The 20,622-nt window shown below is 70.1% G+C and carries 16 protein-coding genes; 3 read left to right on the top strand and 13 right to left on the bottom strand.

All coding sequences use genetic code 11. The features are described 5' to 3' along the window. Positions 1–95: 95 nt before the first annotated feature. The 4 genes from T336_RS0123770 to T336_RS0123755 are packed head-to-tail and all read right to left on the bottom strand — an operon-like array spanning position 96 to position 5,965. The gene (locus T336_RS0123770) at positions 96–2,756 is read right to left on the bottom strand and encodes a bifunctional diguanylate cyclase/phosphodiesterase (RefSeq protein ID WP_026434382.1); all 2,661 of its coding nucleotides are present in this window, start codon (positions 2,754–2,756) and stop codon (positions 96–98) included. Next, entirely contained in the window at positions 2,756–3,976 is a 1,221-nt protein-coding gene (locus T336_RS0123765) for a TRAP transporter substrate-binding protein (protein ID WP_156957952.1), read from the bottom strand. The genes T336_RS0123770 and T336_RS0123765 overlap by 1 nt, the downstream gene beginning before the upstream one ends. Positions 3,977–4,035: 59 nt before the next feature. Beyond that, entirely contained in the window at positions 4,036–4,806 is a 771-nt protein-coding gene (locus T336_RS0123760; protein ID WP_026434380.1) for a metallophosphoesterase family protein, read from the bottom strand. 25 nt (positions 4,807–4,831) lie between these two features. Further along, positions 4,832–5,965: a diacylglycerol/lipid kinase family protein gene (locus tag T336_RS0123755; RefSeq protein WP_035227156.1), complete on the bottom strand. Its 1,134-nt coding sequence runs from the start codon at positions 5,963–5,965 to the stop codon at positions 4,832–4,834. 409 nt (positions 5,966–6,374) lie between these two features. On the opposite strand from T336_RS0123755, the gene T336_RS0123750 reads away from it, so the two are divergent. Beyond that, entirely contained in the window at positions 6,375–7,211 is an 837-nt protein-coding gene (locus tag T336_RS0123750) for a phosphatase PAP2 family protein (RefSeq protein ID WP_026434378.1), read from the top strand. 1 nt (position 7,212) lies between these two features. Here T336_RS0123750 and T336_RS0123745 read toward each other — a convergent pair whose 3' ends face one another. Further along, on the bottom strand, positions 7,213–8,454 hold the full coding sequence (locus T336_RS0123745; protein ID WP_026434377.1) for an MFS transporter: 1,242 nt from the start codon (positions 8,452–8,454) through the stop codon (positions 7,213–7,215). A gap of 217 nt (positions 8,455–8,671) precedes the next feature. Between T336_RS0123745 and T336_RS0123740 the strand changes: the two genes are divergently transcribed. Then, entirely contained in the window at positions 8,672–9,385 is a 714-nt protein-coding gene (locus T336_RS0123740; RefSeq protein ID WP_026434376.1) for a haloacid dehalogenase type II, read from the top strand. 33 nt (positions 9,386–9,418) lie between these two features. Here the strand turns inward: T336_RS0123740 and T336_RS0123735 are convergent, their stop codons facing one another. The 7 genes from T336_RS0123735 to urtA all read right to left on the bottom strand — a co-directional run bounded on the left by T336_RS0123735 (position 9,419) and on the right by urtA (position 18,133). Continuing rightward, positions 9,419–10,093 (bottom strand): DUF1294 domain-containing protein, encoded by a 675-nt coding sequence (locus tag T336_RS0123735; protein WP_026434375.1) that lies wholly within the window; start codon positions 10,091–10,093, stop codon positions 9,419–9,421. A gap of 6 nt (positions 10,094–10,099) precedes the next feature. After that, the gene (locus T336_RS0123730) at positions 10,100–11,140 is read right to left on the bottom strand and encodes a PilZ domain-containing protein (RefSeq protein WP_026434374.1); all 1,041 of its coding nucleotides are present in this window, start codon (positions 11,138–11,140) and stop codon (positions 10,100–10,102) included. Between the two features lie 235 nt (positions 11,141–11,375). Then, entirely contained in the window at positions 11,376–12,080 is a 705-nt protein-coding gene (urtE, locus tag T336_RS0123725; RefSeq protein ID WP_013595766.1) for an urea ABC transporter ATP-binding subunit UrtE, read from the bottom strand. Between the two features lie 765 nt (positions 12,081–12,845). Continuing rightward, entirely contained in the window at positions 12,846–13,727 is an 882-nt protein-coding gene (urtD, locus tag T336_RS0123720) for an urea ABC transporter ATP-binding protein UrtD (RefSeq protein ID WP_026434373.1), read from the bottom strand. After that, a complete protein-coding gene (gene urtC / locus T336_RS0123715; RefSeq protein ID WP_026434372.1) occupies positions 13,724–14,881 on the bottom strand; it encodes an urea ABC transporter permease subunit UrtC in 1,158 nt (385 codons plus the stop codon). The genes urtD and urtC overlap by 4 nt, the downstream gene beginning before the upstream one ends. 172 nt (positions 14,882–15,053) lie before the next feature. Next, positions 15,054–16,634, bottom strand: a complete 1,581-nt coding sequence (urtB, locus tag T336_RS0123710; RefSeq protein WP_026434371.1) for an urea ABC transporter permease subunit UrtB — start codon at positions 16,632–16,634, stop codon at positions 15,054–15,056. Between the two features lie 236 nt (positions 16,635–16,870). After that, the gene (gene urtA / locus T336_RS0123705; RefSeq protein ID WP_026434370.1) at positions 16,871–18,133 is read right to left on the bottom strand and encodes an urea ABC transporter substrate-binding protein; all 1,263 of its coding nucleotides are present in this window, start codon (positions 18,131–18,133) and stop codon (positions 16,871–16,873) included. 335 nt (positions 18,134–18,468) lie between these two features. Here urtA and T336_RS0123700 point away from each other — a divergent pair, with 335 nt between their 5' ends. Beyond that, a complete protein-coding gene (locus tag T336_RS0123700) occupies positions 18,469–19,824 on the top strand; it encodes a dicarboxylate/amino acid:cation symporter (protein WP_026434369.1) in 1,356 nt (451 codons plus the stop codon). A gap of 81 nt (positions 19,825–19,905) precedes the next feature. Here T336_RS0123700 and T336_RS0123695 read toward each other — a convergent pair whose 3' ends face one another. Then, positions 19,906–20,526, bottom strand: a complete 621-nt coding sequence (locus T336_RS0123695; RefSeq protein WP_026434368.1) for a glutathione S-transferase — start codon at positions 20,524–20,526, stop codon at positions 19,906–19,908. Between the last annotated feature and the right edge of the window lie 96 nt (positions 20,527–20,622).

The raw sequence follows: 20,622 nt of genomic DNA, 5'->3' as shown, positions 1-20,622 counted from the left end.
TCGCGATGATAGGTTGAGCGTTTATGGATTGGATAGCTTTTTGAAATTGTAATTTTGTATCGAAAAGTTATATGACCAGCCTGCCTCCGCCCTGCTCAATCGGGCTGTTCGGAGGCCACCGAGCCGTAGCGGATGAGGAAATCCTGGGCGGGCATGGGCCGTGCGAACAGGTAGCCCTGGTAGAGGTCGCAGCCGTGCAGGTCCAGGAAATCGCGCTGCTCCTGGGTTTCCACGCCTTCGGCGATGACCTCCAGGTCGAGGTTGCGGGCCATGCCGATGATGGTCTGCACGATCACGTCGTCCGTGGGCCGCTTGCCCAGGTTGCGCACGAAAGACTGGTCGATCTTCAGCTGGTGCAGCGGCAGGCGGGTCAGGTAGGCCAGCGACGAGTAGCCCGTGCCGAAGTCGTCCACCGAGAAGCGCACGCCCTTGGTGCGCAGCAGGTGCATCTTGGCGACGGAATCGTCCACGTTGTCGAGCACCAGGGATTCCGTCAGCTCCAGCTCCAGCAGGTGGGGTTTCACGCCCGCATGCTGCAGGGCCTCGAACACGCTGGCGACGAAATCCGGATGGCGGAACTGCCGTGCGCTGACGTTCACCGCGATGTGCAGGCCCGCTAGCCGGGGGTCGCCGCTCCAGGCCGCGAGCTGCGCGCAGGCCGTGCGCAGCACCCACTGGCCGATCGGCACGATGAGTTCGCTCTCCTCGGCCACGGCGATGAACTCGCCCGGGGCGATCAGGCCCCGCTCGGGATGCTTCCAGCGCAGCAGCCCCTCCGCCCCGATCACATCCCCCGCGCGGGAGAACTGCGGCTGGTAATACAGCACGAACTCCTGCGCGGCGATGGCGGCCTGCAGGTCGGATTCGAGCCGCGCGCGCTGGCTGATGACGACCTGCATCTGCGGATCGAAGAAGCACAGCGCATTGCCGCGCCGCGCCTTGACCTGGTACATGGCGATGTCCGCCTGCTTGAGCAGGTCGGCCGCGGTCTGGCGCTGGTCGCCGAAGATGGCGGCGCCGACGCTGCAGGTGTTCTGGTGCATCTGCTGCTGCAGGTGGTAGGGCTGGGCCACGGCGTGCAGGATCTTTTCGCCGATGCGCCGCGCGATCGATGCGGCTTCCTGCCGGTCGTGCGAGAGATCGCTCATCATCACCACGAACTCGTCGCCGCCCAGGCGGGCCACCGTGTCCGCCGGGCGCGCGCAGACCCGTAATCGCAGCGCCACCTGCTGCAGCAGCAGGTCGCCCATCTCGTGGCCCTGCGTGTCGTTGAGGGTCTTGAACTGGTCCAGGTCCAGGAAAAGCAGCGCGCCGAACTGGTGCGACCGCTGCGCGGTGGCCAGGGCCTGGTGCAGCCTGTCGAGCAGCAGCCGCCGGTTGGGCAGCCCGGTGAGCGGATCGTAGAAGGCGAGGTTCTCGATCTCCGCGCTGGCCCGGCGCATTTCCGTCACGTCGTGGTAGGTGATCATGAGCCCGCCCTCGGGCGTGGCGCGCTCGGTGATCTGGATGAAATGGCCGTTGGGCAGCATCTGCTCGTGCGTGCCCCGGGTCTCGCGCTGCAGCAGCAGACGCTGCTCGACCCACTCGCGGCGCATGGCCTCGTCGGCTTCGGGCAGGTAGTAGCGGGACGTGGCCTCCAGCACGGAGCGGAACGGCAGGCCCACTTCCATCATGGCCCGCAGCCACGGAAAGATTTCCTCATACCGCTGGTTCCACTGCAGCACGCGGTGGCCGGGATCCAGCAGCACGAAGCCGCTGACCATGGAGCCCAGGGCCTGCTCGAGCGTGGCCTTGGAGCGCGCGAGATCGTTGCGCGCACGGCTGATGCGGCGCAGGTAGGCCATGGCGAAGCCGCCCGCCGCCAGCGCGGTGGCGATCAGCAGCGCCGCGACCGCGGCGATGGCGTTGCGCTCGGAGTGCCAGCTGGCCAGCGCCGATGCCTCGGGCAGGCTCGCCGTGATCCAGAGGCCCGGGTAGAGGATGGGCCGGGCGACCACCAGGGCGAGCACCCCGGTCAGGCGTGCCGGCTGGTCCCAGGCGCTGAAGGCCGGGGCATCGTCGCCCAGCGGGGGCACGCGCGCCCGGCTGCGCGCCTCGCCACGGCCGGAGGTGCCGATGATCAGCTCGCCCCGGCTGCGCTCCAGGGTGACCTCCAGCCCCGGGATGTCCGCCCCCTGGGCCAGCACCGCGGCGAGCATGCTCACGGGCACCTGCAGCACCGCCAGCAGGCGCTCCCCGCTCGGGGAACGGATGGGCCGCGCCGCATACAGGATGCGCTCGGAACTGGCGAAGCTGACTGTCGGAGCGCTCAGCAGCAGGGTGGGCATGCCCTGAGACATCGCCTCGTCGAAGAAGCCGGGCGGAAGCTCCTGGAGCATGCGCGAGCCCATGGCGTCCGATGCGGCCACCACGTTGCGCCGCGGGTCGATCAGCACGACCGAACGCACGAGGATGTTCTGCCGTGAGGCGCTGCGCAGCAGCTTGCCGATGAACTCCGGATCGGTGCGGGGCATGCGCTCGCTCCACAGCTCGATCATGTCGTCGGTACTGGCCAGCAGGACGTCCAGGCCCAGCAGCGCACGGTTCAGGGCCGCCTCGGCGCCCGCGGCGAAGCGCGCCACCTGCGTATCGCTCTCGGCCACGGCCACGTGCCGCGCGTTCACGATCAGCCCCGCGGCGGCCCCCGCGATACCGAGCACGAGCGCCGCGACCGCCGCGGACACGGCCCATTGCAGGCGGACCGACAGCGCGACCATCAGGGAGTCTCCGGCACGGGAATGCCGCGCGCCCGGCCCACGGTGCGGCGCCAGACGGCAGCGCAGCCATCGCCGCAGCGGCGCAGCCAGCTGGGCAGCACGGATTCGGAAAGCAGGCGCCGGCGCCGCGCGTCGTCCTCGGGCGACAGGGGCACCACGACCATGGAGCCCTTCTCGCCGTTCACGCAGGCCGGTGCGCCGCTGTTGCAGGCCACGCCCTCTTCCGTCTCGGCCTCTGCATCGCGCCAGATGGCATCTTCCAGTTTGGGCAGCTCGCGCAGCAGCAGCGCCCGCAGATCGGGGGGCATGGCAGCCCATGCCTCGTCATTGGCCCCGAAGAAGGACAGCCCCCAGGTGATGGGCAGCGTGTGCAGGTAGCGGGTCATGCGGTGCAGGCCGAGCGTGTTGCCCGACATCGTCCCGGTGATGGCGCACTCGCTGTCGCCTGCCTGCAGGCTGGGCACCATCTGGCTGAAGCCCGTATAGACGGCCACGCCGCCCAGCGAGGCGATGAAGTCTGCCTGCGCCGCGGACGAGACGCGCACGCGCCGCCCCTTGAGGTCGCCCAGCCCCGACAGGGCGCTCTTGCAGAACAGCACCTGCGCGGGATACACGTACACCGCCAGCATCTCGAAATGGTGGTGCCTGCGCAACTCGTCCTGCAGGTAGGGCCGGAAGGCCTGCACGGAGGCCCGCAGGTCCGCCAGGGTGGGATTGAGCGCCGGCAGGTCGGCCGCGGTGTACTGCGGGTACTGGGCGGTGAGCGAGCTCATCAGCACCGTGCCCAGCGGCACCACGCCCAGTTCGATCAGGCGCAGCATCTCGATGCCGGGCACGCCCGCGCGGTCGAAGGGGACGATGGAGGCGGTGAAGCGCCCGCCGCTCAGGCGCGGAAGGTCCCTGGTCCAGAACGGCGCCTCGCGCCGGGAATACTGCGACAGGGCTCCGAGGTTGCCGACGATGCGCAGCCGGTAGGGCCCCGCCCCGCCCGGCGCGGAGGCAGACGGCGCCGGCGGGGACGCAGGCGGGGCCGGCTCGGCGGGTGCGGCGCCCCCCGGCAGGGCAGCCAGCGCGAGCGCGCAGGCCAGCGCAGCCCGCCGCACCGACGCGGCAGCAGGCAAGGCACGGATCGGGTGGCAACGGACGAATCTGCCGGTGCAGGGCGCGCGAAGGTTCGCTGCCAAATAGGTGTCCTCCCAGTAGCACCGGTTTTTTACCATTTTGGATGCCTTTGACAAATGGCGGGAAATGCTCCCCCCTCCTCAGAGGGTACGCGGCGTCATAGATTCCACCTGACAGGATGGTTGGCGACGAATTCTCCCTTTTCCTGGTCGAAATCCCAGCGGGTCAGCTGCCGGCACCCAGGGCCGGCCTCCAGGGTCAGCAGGCTGTTGGGCGCCTGGGCCCGCAACCGCACCGACACGGCCGTGCCGGCCTGCGCGGCCCGCAGTCCCGGCAGCGCCTCGACCAGGCCGGGTGCATGGGCGTGGCCGGACAGCAGCAGTTCGGCACCCGCGGCCCGCCAGCGCGCCAGCGCCTCGGCCGCGCGGTGGGGGCGGTGGTCGGCATCGCCCGGATGCCGAGCCACCAGGGGGTGGTGCGTGGCGAGGATGCGCCAGCGGCCGGGCGGCGCGGCGGCCAGCCTGCGTGCCGCCCTGTCGATCTGCTCCGGCGAGAGGCTTCCCCGGCGGTGGCGCCACGCCCGCGTGGTATCGACCCCCACCACGAAGAACCCGCCGGCATCGCACACGGGCTCCCGGTCGCTGCCCCACCAGCGGGCATAGCGCCGGTAGGCGCCGCCGAGCCGCTCCCACCAGGCGAACAGGGGCAGGTCGTGGTTGCCGGGCATGACCAGCGTGTGGCGGGCAGGCAACGCGGAGATGAATTCATGGGCGGCCTCGAACTGCGGGACCGTCGCACGCTGGGTGAGATCGCCCGACACCACCACCACGGAGACCGGCAGCGCGCGCGCGAGTGCCTGCACCGCCGCGCAGGCACGCGGATCGTGCGCGCCGAAGTGCAGATCGGACAGGTGCATCAATACGCTCATGGCCGCCTGCCCGGGTTCCGGGGCCTCAGGCCACCGCCGCGGCCATGCCCGGCACCACGCCTGGCAAGGGGGCCGGCACTGGCGCGTCGGCATCGCCGGGTTCCGCCACCGGTTCGGGAGCGGCGGCGGCGGGCGTACCCGCGCCTTCGCGCTCGCCCTCTTCATCCTTGGCGGTCGCCGTGGGTGCCACGAGCCACAGCGGCCGGTCTTCCACGCGGAAGCGCAGCGGCGGCGGCATCCAGGCCCGCTCCCCGTCGAACGCCACCTTGACCTGGGCGGGGCGCCAGCTGGCGGGCTCCACCACCATTTCCGAGCAGGCCAGGCTGATGACGGCATCGTCGCGGTCCAGGTGGCCGATGGCGGCATGCCACACCGTGCGTGCCGTGGCCCACCGGCCCTGCGGCTTGAGCAGCAGCACCGCGAGGTGGTCTCCCTCGGCGACGTCGCGCGCCTGGGGAATGCCCAGTCGCTCCAGCTGCAGCGGGTTGTTGCCCACGAACAGCGTGGAGGCGAAGAACTCTTCCTGCACCAGGGTGTCCGCGCCGCGGTGGGCACGCAGCGATACCCGCCAGCGCCGCGCCGAGGACGGCCGCAGGAAGCTCCACACGGCCGAGACGATCGCCACCCAGCGGGAGCGGCCGAAGCGCCGCGACGCCATTTCCCGCTGCTCGAGCAGGCGCGGATAGAGGCCGACAGCGGCGTTCACGAGGAACATGCTGTCGTTCACGTAGCCTACGCGCACCGGCCGCTCGTCGCCGTCGTGCAGCGCCTGCAGTATGTCTTCCGCCGCCTGGGCCAGGTCGAGCGACAGGCTCTGCTCGCGTGCGAAGTAATTGAAGGTGCCCGCGGGGATGACGCCCATGCGGACGCCGTGCCGCCAGGCCGCAGCCGCCACGGCATTGATGGTGCCGTCGCCACCGCAGGCCACGACGATGCCGCCCGAGGCCAGGGCGGCCTGCGCCGCCTCGTCCGCCGCCTGCACGATGCCGGCCCGCACCGCCGGCACGTGCCACTGCACTGCATGGCGGCGCAGCGGCTCCAGGGACTCCAGCCGGCCCCGCAACTGGCCATGGTCCGCGCCCGGCCGGTGCGGCACCACCAGATGCACGGGTCCGGGCTCGGACACGGCGGGAGAGGAGGTCGGGGCGGAAGGTGGCATGGTGCTGTGGACGGGAAGGCGCAGCACGAGGCCGCGGGACAGGGAGGGCGCTCCGGCCGGACGGCCCCGGCACCCGCCCCGATTGTCCGGGCCGCGCACCGCCGCACCCCATCGGATGGCAGATGCAGCGGCTGTCGGCGCCGGCCGACAGCGGGTATCTCCGGTTTCCGGGAATCTCCGGCGCGGCGGCAGGTCATGGCCGCGCGCGCGGCCCCGGGCATGTCACCATCGGTGGCTCCGATGCAACGCCACAGGCTTTTTCCCGACCGATGCACCAGCACTCCCCGCCCTCCGCACCCCGCCCTGCCCTCCCTGCCGCGCTCCTGGCGCCCGCCATGCTGCGCGCCCACGCACGCCAGGCCGCCACCGGCCCGCGCCATCCGGCCCGTTGCACCGCGGGAGGCCGGCCATGAGCGCCCCCCAGGCCTGGGCCGCCTGGGCGGGAGCGCACCCACTGGCCTTCTGGGGTGCGGGACTGTCGTTCGTGCTGGTGGCCACGTTGCTGGCCCGGGGTGCCGCGCTGGCGGCCGCGCCGCACTGCGCGCCCTGGGCCGGGCGCTGGCCGGCGCCGCCGCACGCCATGGCACGCCTCTGGGTGGCGCTGGCCGCCTCAGCGCTGATGGTCTGGGGCTGCGCCGAGTTGCTGGGGTTCCTGGCAGGCGAATGGTCTGTCCCCACCGCCTGGGCGGCACGGATGGACGAGACACTGGCCGAGACCCTGCGCGCACGGGCGGGCCTGCCCACCCTCACCCTGTTCGCACGCCTGACGCATGCGGGCGACACCCAGGTGCTGGCCGCCGTGGCCGCGCTGGTGGGCATCGCGCTCTGGTGGCGCCGCCACCGCCTGCTGGCGGCCTGCTGGGCCGCGGCCCTGGCGGGCAACGGACTGCTCACCCGCGGGTTCAAGCACGCCTTCGAACGGGTGCGGCCGGAGCATACGCATGGCGTCTCGGCGGCCGAAGGCTACAGCTTCCCCAGCGGGCACAGCAGCAGTTCGATGGTGGCCTACGGCATGCTGGCCTATCTGGCGGTGCGCCTGCTGCCGGCGCGCTGGCACCTCCCCGCCCTGCTTGCCGCCGCCGCGGTGGTGTTCACGGTCGGCTGGAGCCGGGTGGTGCTGCAGGTGCATTACGCGAGCGACGTGCTCGCGGGCTGGATCACCGGAGGCACGTGGCTGGCCTGCTGCGTGCTGGTGGCGAACGGCGTGGGCCACTGGCACCGCAGCCGCAGCGCCCCGGCCGCCTGAGTCAGGGAGCGGGCGGCCTGGACGCGCTGCGCTCCGCGGAAAGCGATGCAGCGAACACGACCAGGCCGGCGACGGCGAGCAGGGCCCCCACCCAGCCGGTGGACGTCCACCCCAGGCCGGCCGTGATGGCCACGCCGCCGAGCCAGGCGCCGAGCGCGTTCGCGCAGTTGAAGGCCGAATGGTTGAGCGCGGCGGCCAGGGTCTGCGCATCGCCGGCCACGTCCATGAGCCGGATCTGCAGCGCCGGCCCGATGGCGACGATGGTGCCGATGAGGAAGGTCGCCAGCGCCGCGGTCACCACGTGCTGGGCCGCGAACACGAAGGCACCCAGCACCACCAGCGACCAGACCAGCAACCCGCCGATGGTGCGCATCAGGGCGCGGTCCGCCAGCCGGGCGCCCACGAGGTTGCCGGCCACCATGCCCGCGCCGAAAAGCGCCAGCACGAAGGGTACGCCGCCGACGGGCAGGCCCGCCACTTCGGTGAGCGTGGGCTTGATATAGCTGAAGACCGCGAACATGCCGCCGAAACCGATGGCGCCGATGCCCAGGGTCAGCCAGACCTGCTTGCGCCGCAGCGCCCCGAGCTCGCGCCAGGGGCTCGCGGCCGCGTCGGGCGGCATGTAGGGCACGCCCCGGCGCACCATCGCCATCGCCAGCACCGCGATCATCCCGACGAACACGAAGGCCGCACGCCAGCCGAAATGCTGGCCCAGCGCGGCCGCGATGGGCACGCCCGCGAGCGTGGCCCCCGTCAGGCCCAGCATCACCAGGCCCACCGCGCTCGCGCGCCGGCCCGGCGGTGCGAGCGATGCGGCCACCAGCGCGGCCACCCCGAAATAGGTGCCGTGCGGCAGGCCGGTGACGAAGCGCAGCAGGTTCAGCGACAGGTAGCCCGGCGCCATCGCGGAGGCGAAATTGCCCAGCGCATAGACGGCCATCAGCGCGATGAGCAGTGCGCGCCGGCCCCAGCGCGCCGCGAGCACGGCCAGCACGGGCGCGCCGATCACCACGCCCAGCGCATAGGCGCTGATGACGTGCCCGGCCTGCGGGATGGTCACGCCGATGTCCCGCGCCACTTCGGGCAGCAGGCCCATGATGACGAACTCGCCCGTGCCGATGGAAAAGCCGCCCAGGCCCAGCGCCAGCACGGCGCGCAGCAGGGTGCGGTCGTCGCGCGGGGTGGCCGTGGAGGGAGTCGCCGCCGGGGCATCGGCGTCGCGGGGCAGGGAGGGCGTAGTCATGGAAGAAGCGGCGTGCGGCAGCGCCGGCCAGGAAAGCGGCCCGGGCGCGGGAAGAGGCGATGCAGGGTTAACCCGCAGGGCTGGAGAACATATCACGCCCTGCCCGCGCCTGCAGCAGGCGGGATTTGCGGCCTTGCCGTATGCTGCCCGGCACGCGGCATCCGCCACCACGGCAGGATCCTCCCCTTCCCCCTCTTCTTCCTCCAAGGGCAGCCCCATGAACGACGCCTTTCCCGACGTGCGCCTGCTGGTCTTCGACATCTTCGGCACCGTGGTGGACTGGCACGGCAGCATCGTGCGCGAGATGCAGGCGCTGCAACCGCAGGTGGACGCCGACGCCTTCGCCCTGGCCTGGCGCGAGGGCTACCAGCCCGCCATGCAGCGGGTGCGCAGCGGCGAACTCGGCTGGACGCGCATCGACGAGCTGCACCGGATGATCCTCGACGGCCTGCTGCCCCGCTTCGGCCTGGAGCACCTGTCCGAGGCAGAGCGCAGGCACCTGAACCGAGCGTGGCACCGGCTCGCGGCCTGGCCCGACAGCGCGGCGGGCCTGCAGCGGCTCAAGCGCCGCCGCACCATCGCCACGCTCTCCAACGGCAACATCGGCCTGCTCACCGACATGGCCAAGGGTGCCGGCCTGCCCTGGGACTGCATCCTGAGCGCCGAGGTGTTCCGCGCCTACAAGCCCGACCCGGCGGTGTACCTGGGCGCCGCCCGCGTCTTCGACCTGGAGCCCGCGCAGGTGATGATGGTGGCCGCCCACCACGAGGACCTGGAGGCAGCGCGGGCCTGCGGCCTGCGGACCGCGTATGTGGAAAGGCCGCACGAATTCGGCGCGGCCCGCGCGAAGGATGTCTCGCCCCGGCCCGGCAACGACCTGCACTGCGCGGACCTGGGCGCGCTCGCGGACATGCTCGCGGGCCCGGGCTGAAAGCGCCCCGCGCCGGCCGCTTCAGCGGCAGCTTCAGGCTGGCAGGGCCGCGCGCAGGCCATCCCCGTGCGGCGAGCACAGCCAGCCGAGTGCCGCGGCGTGGAGCACCACGGTCGCCCAGAATACGGTGCGGAAGGACCGCTTGGCCGACTTGTGGCGCAGCACCTGCTGCGCCAGCAGGGCCCCGGGCCAGCCTCCGGCCAGCGCCAGCAGGTGCAGGGTTTTTTCGGAAGTGCGCCAGGCCCCCTGCTCCGCGGCCCGCTTGTCGCGCCAGTACATGAAGTAGGTCCAGGCACTCAGGCCCAGGCAGGCCACCGGAATCCAGCGGGGCATCGTGCCGAAGACCGCCAGCGCCATGCAGAACACGGCATAGGCCGGCAGCACGAGCAGGCTCGCGGTGCCCCATTGCGCGGAGCCGCCATGCGCTCCCTGGCGGCCGCGGGGCCGGGCCGGCCGTGGCGCCGTGGCGGGCGCCCGGGCAGCGGACGCACGTGCCGCGGGCGGCAGGGGCTCGACGCGGCAGGCCCGCTTGCGGCCGCCGGGGCCGGCCTCCACGGCGAAGCGCACCCGCTGGCCGGCGTGGGGCCGGGGCGCACCGCCCTGGAAGGCCTTGATGTGCACGAACACCGGGTCACCGCCCTGCAGCGGCTCGATGAAGCCGAAACCCCGCGCGTCGTTCCAGGACGCAATCACACCGTCGAATTGCATGTGTCGTCAGCCGGAGGCCACCATCCCCTGCACGAAGCGGCGCACCTGGGCATCGAACTCCGCGCTGGAGGCGGTGAACTCCACCCCGGCCAGCACCTGGGGGCCCGTGGTGTTGAGGGTGACCACGCGCGCATACACGTCCCGCGCCTGGTAGCGCGCGATCGGCAGGTCGAACGCGAGCCGCAGCTCGCCGTGCAGCGGCACCGGCTCGCCCAGTTCCAGCAGCGCGCCGTGGTAGCCCATGTCACGCACCGAACAGGGCACCAGGTGGGGGAGCACCGCGCCGTCCTGCACGAGCTGGCACGAGCACGGCAGGTTGGCTTCCACCCGCAGGCTGCGGCGGAATTCCTGGCGGGGTACCTTGAGCCGCCGGCCCGGCACGGCCACCAGCTCGCGCAGCGGCAGGGGCTCGGCACGGCCCTTGACGAAGACATGCGTCGGCGCCGATACCGACGCCATCGTCCAGCAGCGCTGGTACACCGCCTCGCTCACCAGCACCTGTCCACGCAGTGCGAAGGCGCGCAGCTGGGAGGCCTCGGACACGACCGTGCCCAGCAGCACGGGCGCCTGGTGCCCGCCACCGGACGGCGCGAAGTCGCCCACCAGCGCCGGGCCGAAGGCGATGCCCACGCCCACGTACACCGGAGGCAACCGGTCCTGGCGGAAGGCTTCGTTCAGGTCCTTGAGCGCCATCTGCAGCGCCACGGCATACATGGCAGCGCGCTGGACGCTGCCTTCGGCGCCCTTGCCATCGCCCTCCTGCCGCCCTTCTTCCGTCGGGAACAGCACCGCAGCGCCCTCGCCCGTCCAGTGGGCGAGCACGCCGCCATAGGCAGGCAGCAGGCGTTGCAGGCAATCGATCACGCGCTCCATCCAGTCGCGGGCCTGGGCCGGCGGCATCGACGAGGCCACCTGCGCGAAATCGCGGACGCCGGCCTTGAGCAGCGTGATCTCGCGTTCCTGCAGGGAGGGGGTCCCGGTGTCCGGGGGCACGGGCGCGCCGGGCGCGGAAGGAGAGTCGGGGCCGGGGGCGGGAGGAACAGGCATAGGGTGCAATGGGCCGTGCGCGGGTCTCGGTGGATCGGTCCTTCGGGATTCGTCGCCGGGTGCCCCGAGAGCGCAGCCGGCATCCGGCAGCATAGGCGGACGGCCACTCGGCGGTCAAGCCGCACGGCGGCCCCCTGCCCGCGCCACGGCCGGGCCTGCGCGGCTTCGTCGCTTCGGCGTCACACGCGGCAGGCGCTGCTCCTTCCTGCACGCGCGCAGGCCGCCGGCCCGGCCGTCAGATCGCGACCAGCTGCCGGATGCCCCGCGCCTGCATCTCGCTGCCGGGCCCGCGCGCGATCACTTCGCCCCGCTCCATTACGAGGTACTCGTCGGCCAGTTCCTCGGCGAAGTCGTAGTACTGCTCGCACAGCAGCACGGACACCGGATGGCCGTCCAGCCCCTCGTCCGCGAGGCGCCGGATCACCCGGCCGATGTCCTTGATGATGCTGGGCTGGATGCCTTCGGTCGGCTCGTCCAGGATCAGCAGCCGCGGGCTGGGCGCGAGCGCCCGCGCGATCGCCAGTTGCTGCTGCTGCCCGCCCGACAGGTCCCCGCCGCGCCGGCCCAGCATCTGCCGCAGCACCGGGAACAGCGTGTAGAGATGCTCCGGCACGGGCGTGGAACCGCTCTTGTAGGCCAGCCCCATGCGCAGGTTCTCCTCCACCGTCAGCCGGCCGAAGATCTCGCGGCCCTGCGGCACGAAGCCGATGCCGGCGCGGGCGCGCTCGTAGGGCGTGCGGCCCTGGATCGGCTGTCCCTCCCAGGTGATGGTGCCGCTGCGGATGGGCACCAGGCCCATGAGGCTCTTGAGCAGCGTGGTCTTGCCGACTCCGTTGCGGCCGAGCAGGACCGTGACCTTGCCGGGGGCGGCGTCGAGGCTCACGTCGCGGAGGATGTGGGAGCCGCCGTAGTACTGGTGGAGGTTGTGGACGGTGAGCATGTTTTTTGGGGTTTTTTTAGGGGCGGGGGCCGGGTCTCGCCCCGGCGGGCGAGGTACTTTTCTTTGCTTCGCCAAAGAAAAGTACCCAAAAGAAAGGCGACCCTGCTGTCTGCGACCCCGTTCGCCCGCAGGGCGAACGGGGCAACCTGGGGTGCTCGGGGGTGGGGTGTGCCGTGGAACTCGCTGCGCGCACTCCGTGCGCTCCGCTCGGACAACCACGGCAAGTCAGTTCACGATGCGGGCGTATCCTGCGGCACGCCCGCCACCCCACCCCCTGCGCGCCCCAGGCGCATCCAGAAGGGGTGACTCGGGCCATCGCGTTGTTCGGCCCCCAGGCCGTCGCTGCGCTCGGCCAAGGCCACCACCGCTCTGCCCCACAAAAAGCCGTGCGCGGTGCAACGCACTCGCGCACCAAGGGCCGAGCGAAGCAATGGCCCGTATGCTGCACCCCGCCCTCGTGGCTGCGCCGAGGAGCGCAGGAGGCAAGGCGCGCAGGCGTGCCGAAGGACACGCCTGCCTCGTGATCTGACTGGCTGCGGTTGTCCGAGCGGAGCGCGCCAGCGCGCAGCGAGTTCCGCAGCCGCGCCTTGCCTCCGAGCACCGCAGGCTGCCCCCTTCGCCCCTTTCGGGGCGAAGGGGGACGCAGACACCAGGGCTCGCCTTTTCTTTGCCTACTTTCTTTTGGCGAAGCAAAAGAAAGTAGGTGCGCCGCCGGGCGCACATCCCGGCCCCGGAAAACAAACGCACAGCAACAACGAAAAACCATCACCGCCCCAAATACACCTCGATCACCCGTTCATCCCCCTGCACCTCGTCCAGCGTCCCCTCCGCCAGCACCGCCCCGTCGCACAGCACCGTCACTTTCTCGGAGATCGCCCGGATGAACGACATGTCGTGCTCCACCACCATCAGCGAATGCCTGCCCTTGAGCGAGAGGAACAGCTCGGCCGTGCGCGCCGTCTCCTCGTCGGTCATGCCCGCCACCGGTTCGTCGAGCAGCAGCAGCCTGGGGTCCTGCATGAGCAGCATGCCGATCTCCAGCCACTGCTTCTGCCCATGGCTCAGCTCGGCCGCGCGGCGGGCGGGCTGGTGGGCGAGGTGGATGGTGTGCAGCACCTCGGAGAGCCGGTCCTTCTGCGCCGAGTCGAGGCGGAAGAACATGGAAGACGCGACGCCCTTGTGGGTCTTGAGGGCCAGCTCCAGGTTCTCGAACACCGTGAGCTGCTCGAACACCGTGGGTTTCTGGAACTTGCGGCCGATGCCCAGCTGCGCGATGCCGGGCTCGTTGTGGCGCAGCAGGTCGATGGTGGAGCCGAAATAGACCGTGCCGCTGTCGGGGCGGGTCTTGCCGGTGATGATGTCCATCATCGTCGTCTTGCCCGCGCCGTTGGGGCCGATGATGCAGCGCAGCTCGCCCGGGGCGATGTCGAGGTTCAGGCCGTTGATGGCCTTGAACCCGTCGAAGGCCACGTGCACGTCCTCCAGGTAGAGGATGCGGCCGTGGGTCACGTCCACCTCGCCGGGCACGGCCACGCGCGAGAAGCCCGCGGCGCGGCCGCCGGATTCGGTGCTGTGGCCCGCTGCGGGTGCCGCGGTGCCGGCAGCGCCGACGCGGCGCGCGCCTTCGTCCATGAGATCGGGGGTCATCGCGCGGTGCCTCCTTCTTCCTTGCGCAGGGCCTTCGCGATGCGGCCGCGCCATCCGCCCGGCGAGCGCAGCAGCCCCGCCACGCCCTGCGGCAGGAACAGCGTGACGGCGATGAACAGCGCGCCCAGGAAATACAGCCAGAACTCCGGTGCCGTCACCGTGAGCCAGCTCTTAGCGCCGTTGACAATGAAGGCCCCGGCGATCGGTCCGGCCAGCGTCGCGCGCCCGCCCACGGCCGCCCAGACGGCGATCTCGATGGAGTTGGCGGCACTCATCTCGCCCGGGTTGATGATGCCCACCTGCGGCACGTAGAGCGCGCCGGCCACGCCGCACATCATGGCGCTGATGGTCCAGATCGCGAGCTTGTAGGGCAGCGGCGAGTATCCCGAGAACATCACCCGGGTCTCGGCGTCGCGGATGGCCTGCAGCACCCGGCCGAACTTGGAACCCACCAGCCAGCGGCCCAGCAGGAAGAAGCCGAGCAGCGCCAGCCCCGTGAGCACGAACAGCAGCATGCGCATGTTCTGCGTGGCGATGGGCTGCCCCAGGATGCGCTTGAAGTCGGTGAAGCCGTTGTTGCCGCCGAAGCCCGTCTCGTTGCGGAAGAACAGCAGCATGGCCGCATACGTCATGGCCTGCGTGATGATCGAGAAATACACGCCCTTGATGCGCGAGCGGAAGGCGAAGTAGCCGAACACGAACGCCACCAGCCCCGGCACGGCCACGACCAGCACCAGCGTGGCGATGAAGCTGTCCGACAGCGCCCAGTGCCAGGGCAGTTCCTTCCAGTCCAGGAACACCATGAAATCGGGCAGGTCGCTCTTGTAGTTGCCGTCGCGCCCGATCTGGCGCATGAGGTACATGCCCATCACGTAGCCGCCCAGCGCGAAGAAAAGCCCGTGGCCCAGGCTCAGGATGCCCGTGTAGCCCCAGATCAGGTCCATGGCCAGCGCGCAGATGGCATAGCACATGATCTTGCCGACCAGCGCCACGGCGTAGTCGGAGAGGTGGAAGGCGCTGCCGGCCGGCACGAGCAGGTTCAGCGCAGGCGCGACCGCGCAGACCGCGATCAGCGCCACGATGAAGGCCGTCCACCCGGTGCGCGAGAGAAGCGGCGCCGGGGCTGGCAGTTGAATAGCAATGGGAGTGGTCATACTTTTTTCAGTGTTCGGCATCGCCAGCGGAATCAGCCACCGTCACGGCCCAGGCCAGCAGCCGCCGCGCAAGGGCCGCCCCGCCGCGCCGGCGGCGTCCCCCCCTCCCGCAGGGCGCAGCCATGCGAGAGAGGGGGGAAGGAGCGAAGCGACACAGGGGGGTGTCTCATACCTAGTCTGCAGTGCGCCCCTTCACCGCGAAGATGCCCTGCGGCCGCTTCTGGATGAAGACGATGATGAGCACCAGCACGGCGATCTTGGCCAGCACCGCGCCCGCCCAGCCCTCGAGGAACTTGTTCAGCACACCCAGGCCCAGCGCGGCATAGACCGTGCCCGCGAGCTGGCCGACACCGCCCAGCACCACGACCATGAAGGCGTCCACGATGTAGCCCTGCCCCAGGTCCGGCCCCACGTTGCCGACCTGGCTCAAGGCACAGCCCGCCAGGCCGGCGATGCCGGAGCCCAGCGCGAAGGCATAGGTATCGACGCGTGCGGTGTTCACGCCCATGCACGAGGCGATGGGCCGGTTCTGCGTCACGCCACGCACGAACAACCCCAGCCGCGTACGGCCGATGAGGAAAGCCACGCCGCCCAGCACCGCGAATGCGAACGCGACGATCACCAGCCGGTTCCACGGCAGCTGCAGGTTCTCCAGCACCTGCACGCCGCCGCTCATCCAGGCGGGGTTCTCCACGCCCACGTTCTGCGCGCCGAACAGGCTGCGCACCAATTGCTGCAGCATCAGGCTGATGCCCCAGGTGGCCAGCAGCGTTTCCAGCGGCCGGCCGTAGAGGAAGCGGATCACGCCGCGCTCCAGCACCGCGCCCATGAGCGCCGACGCGAGGAATGCCACCGGCACGGCGGCGATGAGGTAGGCGTCGAAGGCGCCCGGCAGGTAGCGCTGGAACAGCCCCTGCACCACGTAGGTGGCGTAGGCGCCGATCATCATCAGCTCGCCGTGGGCCATGTTGATGACGCCCATCAGCCCGTAGGTAATGGCCAGGCCCAGCGCGACCAGCAGCAGGATCGATCCCAGGCTGAGGCCCGAGAACAGCGCGCCCAGGCGCTCGCCCCACTGCAGTCGCGCTTCCACGGCCTTCAGCGCGGAATCCAGGGCCGCGCGCACCTTCGGATCCTGCTCGTTGCGCAGTTGCTCCAGCAGCACCGTGCGCGTGGCCGGGTTGCCGCTGGCAGACAGGGCCTGCGCCGCAAGCTGGCGCTGCGCCGGGTCGCTCGCCGAGAGCTGGATGCGCGCACGGATCGCCTCGAGCCGCGCCTTGAGCCCCGGCTCGCGCTCGGCGGCCAGGGCCTTGTCGATCAGCGGCAGCCGCGCCTCCTCGCTCTCGTCCTTGAGCGCATCGATCGCCGCGCGGCGCTGCGCCGCGTCGGGCGACATCAGCTGCAGCGAAGCCAGCGCGGTATCGAACTCGCCGCGCATGCGGTTGTTGTTGACGATGTCCTCCGCATCGTCCGGCACGTTCACCGGCGCACCGGTGACCGGATCGGCCCCCTTGCCGTCCTTCACCACGATGGCCCGGCCACCGGCGATCTTCACCGCATCGTCGGCCATCGCCCGGATGAAAGCCACCGTGGCCTCGTCGGGCGTGGCAACCGCCTGCTGCAGCGCCGCGATGCGCTCGTCGGTATCGCCCGCAGCCATGGCCCGCGCGCCCTCGGCCGTGAGCGCATGCGCCTGCGCTGCGGCGCACAGCAGCAGGCAGGCGATCAAGCGATGGAAGATGGAAAGAAGCATGGAAATGAAACCCGGAGCGAAACGTCAGAAAGAAGCAGAGCATTGACCCCACCCCAGACCAGCAGACGCCGCGGAACCGGCTTTGCCGGGCCGCTGGCGTCGAGCAGCCCCGGGCCGGAGGCCCGGGGCGTTCGGGCTGTCCAGGCCCGCGCAGGCGGGCCCGGAGCCGCAGCCCTTACCCCCTCCCACGCGAAGCGTGAGAGCGGGGGGAAGGCCCGAAGGGCCTCAGGGGGGTGTCACTTCTTTTCAGGCTCGTCTTTTTTCTTGTCGTTGCCCTCGATGTACGGGCTCCACGGCTTGGCCTTGACCGGGCCGGGCGTCTTCCACACCACGTTGAACTGGCCGTCGGCCTTGATCTCGCCGATGAACACGCTCTTGTGCAGGTGGTGGTTCTTCTCGTCCATCTTGGAGACGATGCCGCTGGGCGCCTGGAAGGTCTGGCCCGCCATCGCGGCGATGACCTTGTCCACGTCGGTGGTCTTGGCCTTCTCCACCGCCTGGGCCCACATGTGGACACCGATCCAGGTGGCTTCCATCGGGTCGTTGGTCAGCGGCTTGTCCTTGTGGCCGGGGATGTTGTTCTTCTTCGCGTAGTCGCTCCACTGCTTGATGAAGGCCGTGTTGGTCGGGTTCTTGATCGACATGAAGTAGTTCCAGGCCGCCAGGTGGCCCACCAGGGGCTTGGTGTCCACACCGCGCAGTTCCTCTTCGCCCACGCTGAAGGCGACGACCGGCACGTCCTTGGCCTTCAGGCCCGCGTTGCCCAGCTCCTTGTAGAAGGGCACGTTGGAGTCGCCGTTGATGGTGGAGACCACGGCCGTCTTGCCGCCCTGGCTGAACTTCTTGATGTCGGCCACGATGGTCTGGTAGTCGCTGTGGCCGAAGGGGGTGTACTTCTCGTCGATGTCCGAATCCTTCACGCCCTTGGATTTGAGGTAGGCGCGCAGGATCTTGTTGGTGGTGCGGGGGTACACGTAGTCGGTGCCCAGCAGCACCCAGCGCTTGGCACCGCCGCCATCCTTGCTCATGAGATAGTCCACCGCGGGAATGGCCTGCTGGTTGGGTGCGGCGCCCGTGTAGAACACGTTCTTGGAGAGTTCCTCGCCCTCGTACTGCACAGGGTAGAACAGCAGGCCGTTCATTTCCTCGACCACCGGCAGCACGGACTTGCGGCTCACGCTGGTCCAGCAGCCGAAGATCACCGAGACCTTGTCCTGGCCCAGCAGCTGCTTGGTCTTCTCGGCGAACAGCGGCCAGTTGGAGGCCGGGTCTACCACCACGGGCTCGAGCTTCTTGCCCAGCACGCCGCCCTTGGCGTTGATGTCCTCGATGGCCATCAGCACCGTGTCCTTGAGCACCGTTTCGGAAATGGCCATCGTGCCCGAGAGGCTGTGCAGCACGCCGATCTTGATCGTGTCGGCGGCATGGGCAGGCAGCGCGGAGAGGCCCGCCAGGGCGGCTGCGGCGCACAGCGCCTGGAGAGTGAAGCGACGTTGCATGGTGTGGGCTCCGGGAAGGAAGTGGAAGAACAGGGTCATCAGGAAATCGCTGGAGCCGATTCTGCGGAGCCCGCCCCGCCCGTGAAATACGCCAACGGGCGTATGTCCCTCCCTCATCCACCGCCGTGCACCACCACATGGCGGACGTGTGCGCACGCCCCGGCCGGCACGGCATACGGGTATTCCCTCCGGCGTTTCCCACAGGTTGGAATCAACCATGTGGTTTCCCACAATGTCCTGCGCGCGACACGGCCTTACAGTGCGTCACCCGCACGAGGGCCGCCTCTGGACAGGCGCCCGGTGCCCGCTCTTTTTTGTTGACGCAAGAGGCCTGCATGAACGCAACCGCCCGCATACCCGCCAGAAAACTCCCCCTCTACCGCTCGCTTTACGTGCAGGTGCTGTTCGCCGTCGTCGTGGGCGTGCTGCTCGGGCACTTCTACCCCGAGATCGGCGAGAAGATGAAGCCCCTGGGCGATGGCTTCATCAAGCTCATCAAGATGATCATCGCGCCCATCATCTTCTGTACCGTGGTGGTCGGCATCGCGGGCATGGAGGACATGAAGAAGGTGGGCCGCACCGGCGGCCTCGCCCTGCTCTATTTCGAGATCGTGAGCAGCGTCGCGCTGGTCATCGGCCTGATCGTCGTCAACGTGCTCCAGCCCGGCGCGGGCATGAACGTCGATGCCTCGGCCATCGACACCAAGTCCATCGCCGCCTACACGGCACCCGGCAAGATGGGCACCACCACCGACTTCCTGATGAACATCATCCCCACCACCGTGGTGGATGCGTTCGCCAAGGGCGAGATCCTGCAGGTGCTGCTCATCGCCGTGATGTTCGGCTTCGCGCTGCACCGCTTCGGCGGCCGCGGCACGCTGGTGTTCGACTTCATCGAGAAGACCTCGCACGTGCTGTTCACCATCGTGGGCTACATCATGAAGGTGGCCCCGATCGGCGCGTTCGGGGCCATGTCCTTCACCATCGGCAAGTACGGCGTGGGCTCGCTGCTGTCGCTGGGCAAGCTGATGGGCTCGTTCTACCTGACCTGCCTGCTGTTCGTCTTCGTCGTGCTCGGCCTGATCGCGCGCTTCCACGGCTTCTCGATCTGGAAGTTCGTGAAGTACATCAAGGAAGAACTCCTCATCGTGCTGGGCACCTCCTCCAGCGAATCGGTGCTGCCGCGCATGATGGAGAAGATGGAGAACCTGGGCGCCAAGAAGACCACCGTGGGCCTCGTGATCCCCACCGGCTACTCCTTCAACCTGGACGGCACCTCCATCTACCTGACCATGGCCGCCGTGTTCATCGCCCAGGCCACGAACACGCCGCTGGACATCACGCACCAGATCACCCTGCTGCTGGTGCTGCTGCTCACCTCCAAGGGCGCGGCCGGCATCACCGGCAGCGGCTTCATCGTGCTGGCGGCCACCCTCTCGGCCGTGGGCCACGTGCCGGTGGCCGGCCTCGCGCTGATCCTGGGCATCGACCGCTTCATGTCCGAGGCGCGCGCTCTCACCAACCTGGTGGGCAACGGCGTGGCCACCATCGTCGTGGCCAAGTGGACGGGCGACCTCGACACCGAGCAGCTCAGGCAGCGCCTGGACAACCCGGACTGGGTGGCCGCGCAGGAGCCGGAAGCCATCCTGGACCACAAGACGGAGCACATGGACGTGTCGGGCACGCGCTGAGCGCCCCCACCCCGCACCGAGGCCGGCACATGCCGGCCTTTTTCATGGGTGCGCCAGTGCCGCACTCCCGCCCGGCAGCGGTCACTCCACCTGCGGGCACGCCGCGAACGCAGGCAGCCGCTCGGCCGCCGCGGCGAAAGCCGCCAGCGACGGATGCGACGCACCCGCCACCCGCCCGGGCAGCACCAGGCCGGTGAACCCCCAGGCCACCGCCGCGGCGATGCCGCCGTGGGTCAGCCCCGCCGCGTCCGGCATGCTGCCCGCGCCGGCGAGGGCCTCTTCCAGCTGCGCGTACGCGGCATCCATCTGCAGGCCCACGCGCTCCAGCCAGGGCGCATGCTGCTTGTCCTCCGGGCGCAGCCGCTGCTCATAGACGATCTGCACCGTCTTCTCGCACGCGGCGAGCGCGAGGCCGGCGATGCGCAAGTCCTGCAGGCGGGCCGCGGGGTCTTCCGGCACCAGGCGGGCGGCCGCATCCGGTGCGCAGGCATCGATCCACTGCAGGATCAGGGTCGAATCCATCAGCACCGTGCCGTCGTCCGCCACCAGCGTGGGCGCCTTCACCACCGGGTTGACGGCACGGAACGCGTCGAAGGTGCTGAACACGGACAGGGGCCGGTGCTCGAACGGCACGCCCAGGTGGCGCAGGGTGACGGCGACGCGGCGCACATAGGGCGAGTCGAGCATTCCGAAGAGCTGCATGGAGATTCTTCCTTGGAGGGGTGTGTGCGAATGCATGGAACGTGCCCTACGATAGGCGGGCGCGCCCTGCGCGCACAGGGGCGGGCATCGGAAAAA

The sequence above is a fragment of the Paracidovorax oryzae ATCC 19882 genome (assembly GCF_000687165.1).
GTDB lineage: Bacteria > Pseudomonadota > Gammaproteobacteria > Burkholderiales > Burkholderiaceae_C > Paracidovorax > Paracidovorax oryzae.
The sequence above is the reverse complement of the archived record's forward strand: the minus strand, read 5'-3'. Positions and strand labels throughout refer to the sequence as shown.

Coding starts and splice junctions, on each gene's coding strand:
- T336_RS0123755 (WP_035227156.1), bottom strand. CDS start 5,965: ATGCCACCTTCCGCCCCGACCTCCTCTCCCGCCGTGTCCGAGCCCGGA.
- urtE (WP_013595766.1), bottom strand. CDS start 12,080: ATGCTCACCGTCCACAACCTCCACCAGTACTACGGCGGCTCCCACATC.
- T336_RS0123750 (WP_026434378.1), top strand. CDS start 6,375: ATGAGCGCCCCCCAGGCCTGGGCCGCCTGGGCGGGAGCGCACCCACTG.
- T336_RS0123765 (WP_156957952.1), bottom strand. CDS start 3,976: ATGGTAAAAAACCGGTGCTACTGGGAGGACACCTATTTGGCAGCGAAC.
- T336_RS0123695 (WP_026434368.1), bottom strand. CDS start 20,526: ATGCAGCTCTTCGGAATGCTCGACTCGCCCTATGTGCGCCGCGTCGCC.
- urtC (WP_026434372.1), bottom strand. CDS start 14,881: ATGACCACTCCCATTGCTATTCAACTGCCAGCCCCGGCGCCGCTTCTC.
- T336_RS0123770 (WP_026434382.1), bottom strand. CDS start 2,756: ATGGTCGCGCTGTCGGTCCGCCTGCAATGGGCCGTGTCCGCGGCGGTC.
- T336_RS0123760 (WP_026434380.1), bottom strand. CDS start 4,806: ATGAGCGTATTGATGCACCTGTCCGATCTGCACTTCGGCGCGCACGAT.
- T336_RS0123740 (WP_026434376.1), top strand. CDS start 8,672: ATGAACGACGCCTTTCCCGACGTGCGCCTGCTGGTCTTCGACATCTTC.
- urtB (WP_026434371.1), bottom strand. CDS start 16,634: ATGCTTCTTTCCATCTTCCATCGCTTGATCGCCTGCCTGCTGCTGTGC.
- urtD (WP_026434373.1), bottom strand. CDS start 13,727: ATGACCCCCGATCTCATGGACGAAGGCGCGCGCCGCGTCGGCGCTGCC.
- T336_RS0123745 (WP_026434377.1), bottom strand. CDS start 8,454: ATGACTACGCCCTCCCTGCCCCGCGACGCCGATGCCCCGGCGGCGACT.
- T336_RS0123735 (WP_026434375.1), bottom strand. CDS start 10,093: ATGCAATTCGACGGTGTGATTGCGTCCTGGAACGACGCGCGGGGTTTC.
- urtA (WP_026434370.1), bottom strand. CDS start 18,133: ATGCAACGTCGCTTCACTCTCCAGGCGCTGTGCGCCGCAGCCGCCCTG.
- T336_RS0123730 (WP_026434374.1), bottom strand. CDS start 11,140: ATGCCTGTTCCTCCCGCCCCCGGCCCCGACTCTCCTTCCGCGCCCGGC.
- T336_RS0123700 (WP_026434369.1), top strand. CDS start 18,469: ATGAACGCAACCGCCCGCATACCCGCCAGAAAACTCCCCCTCTACCGC.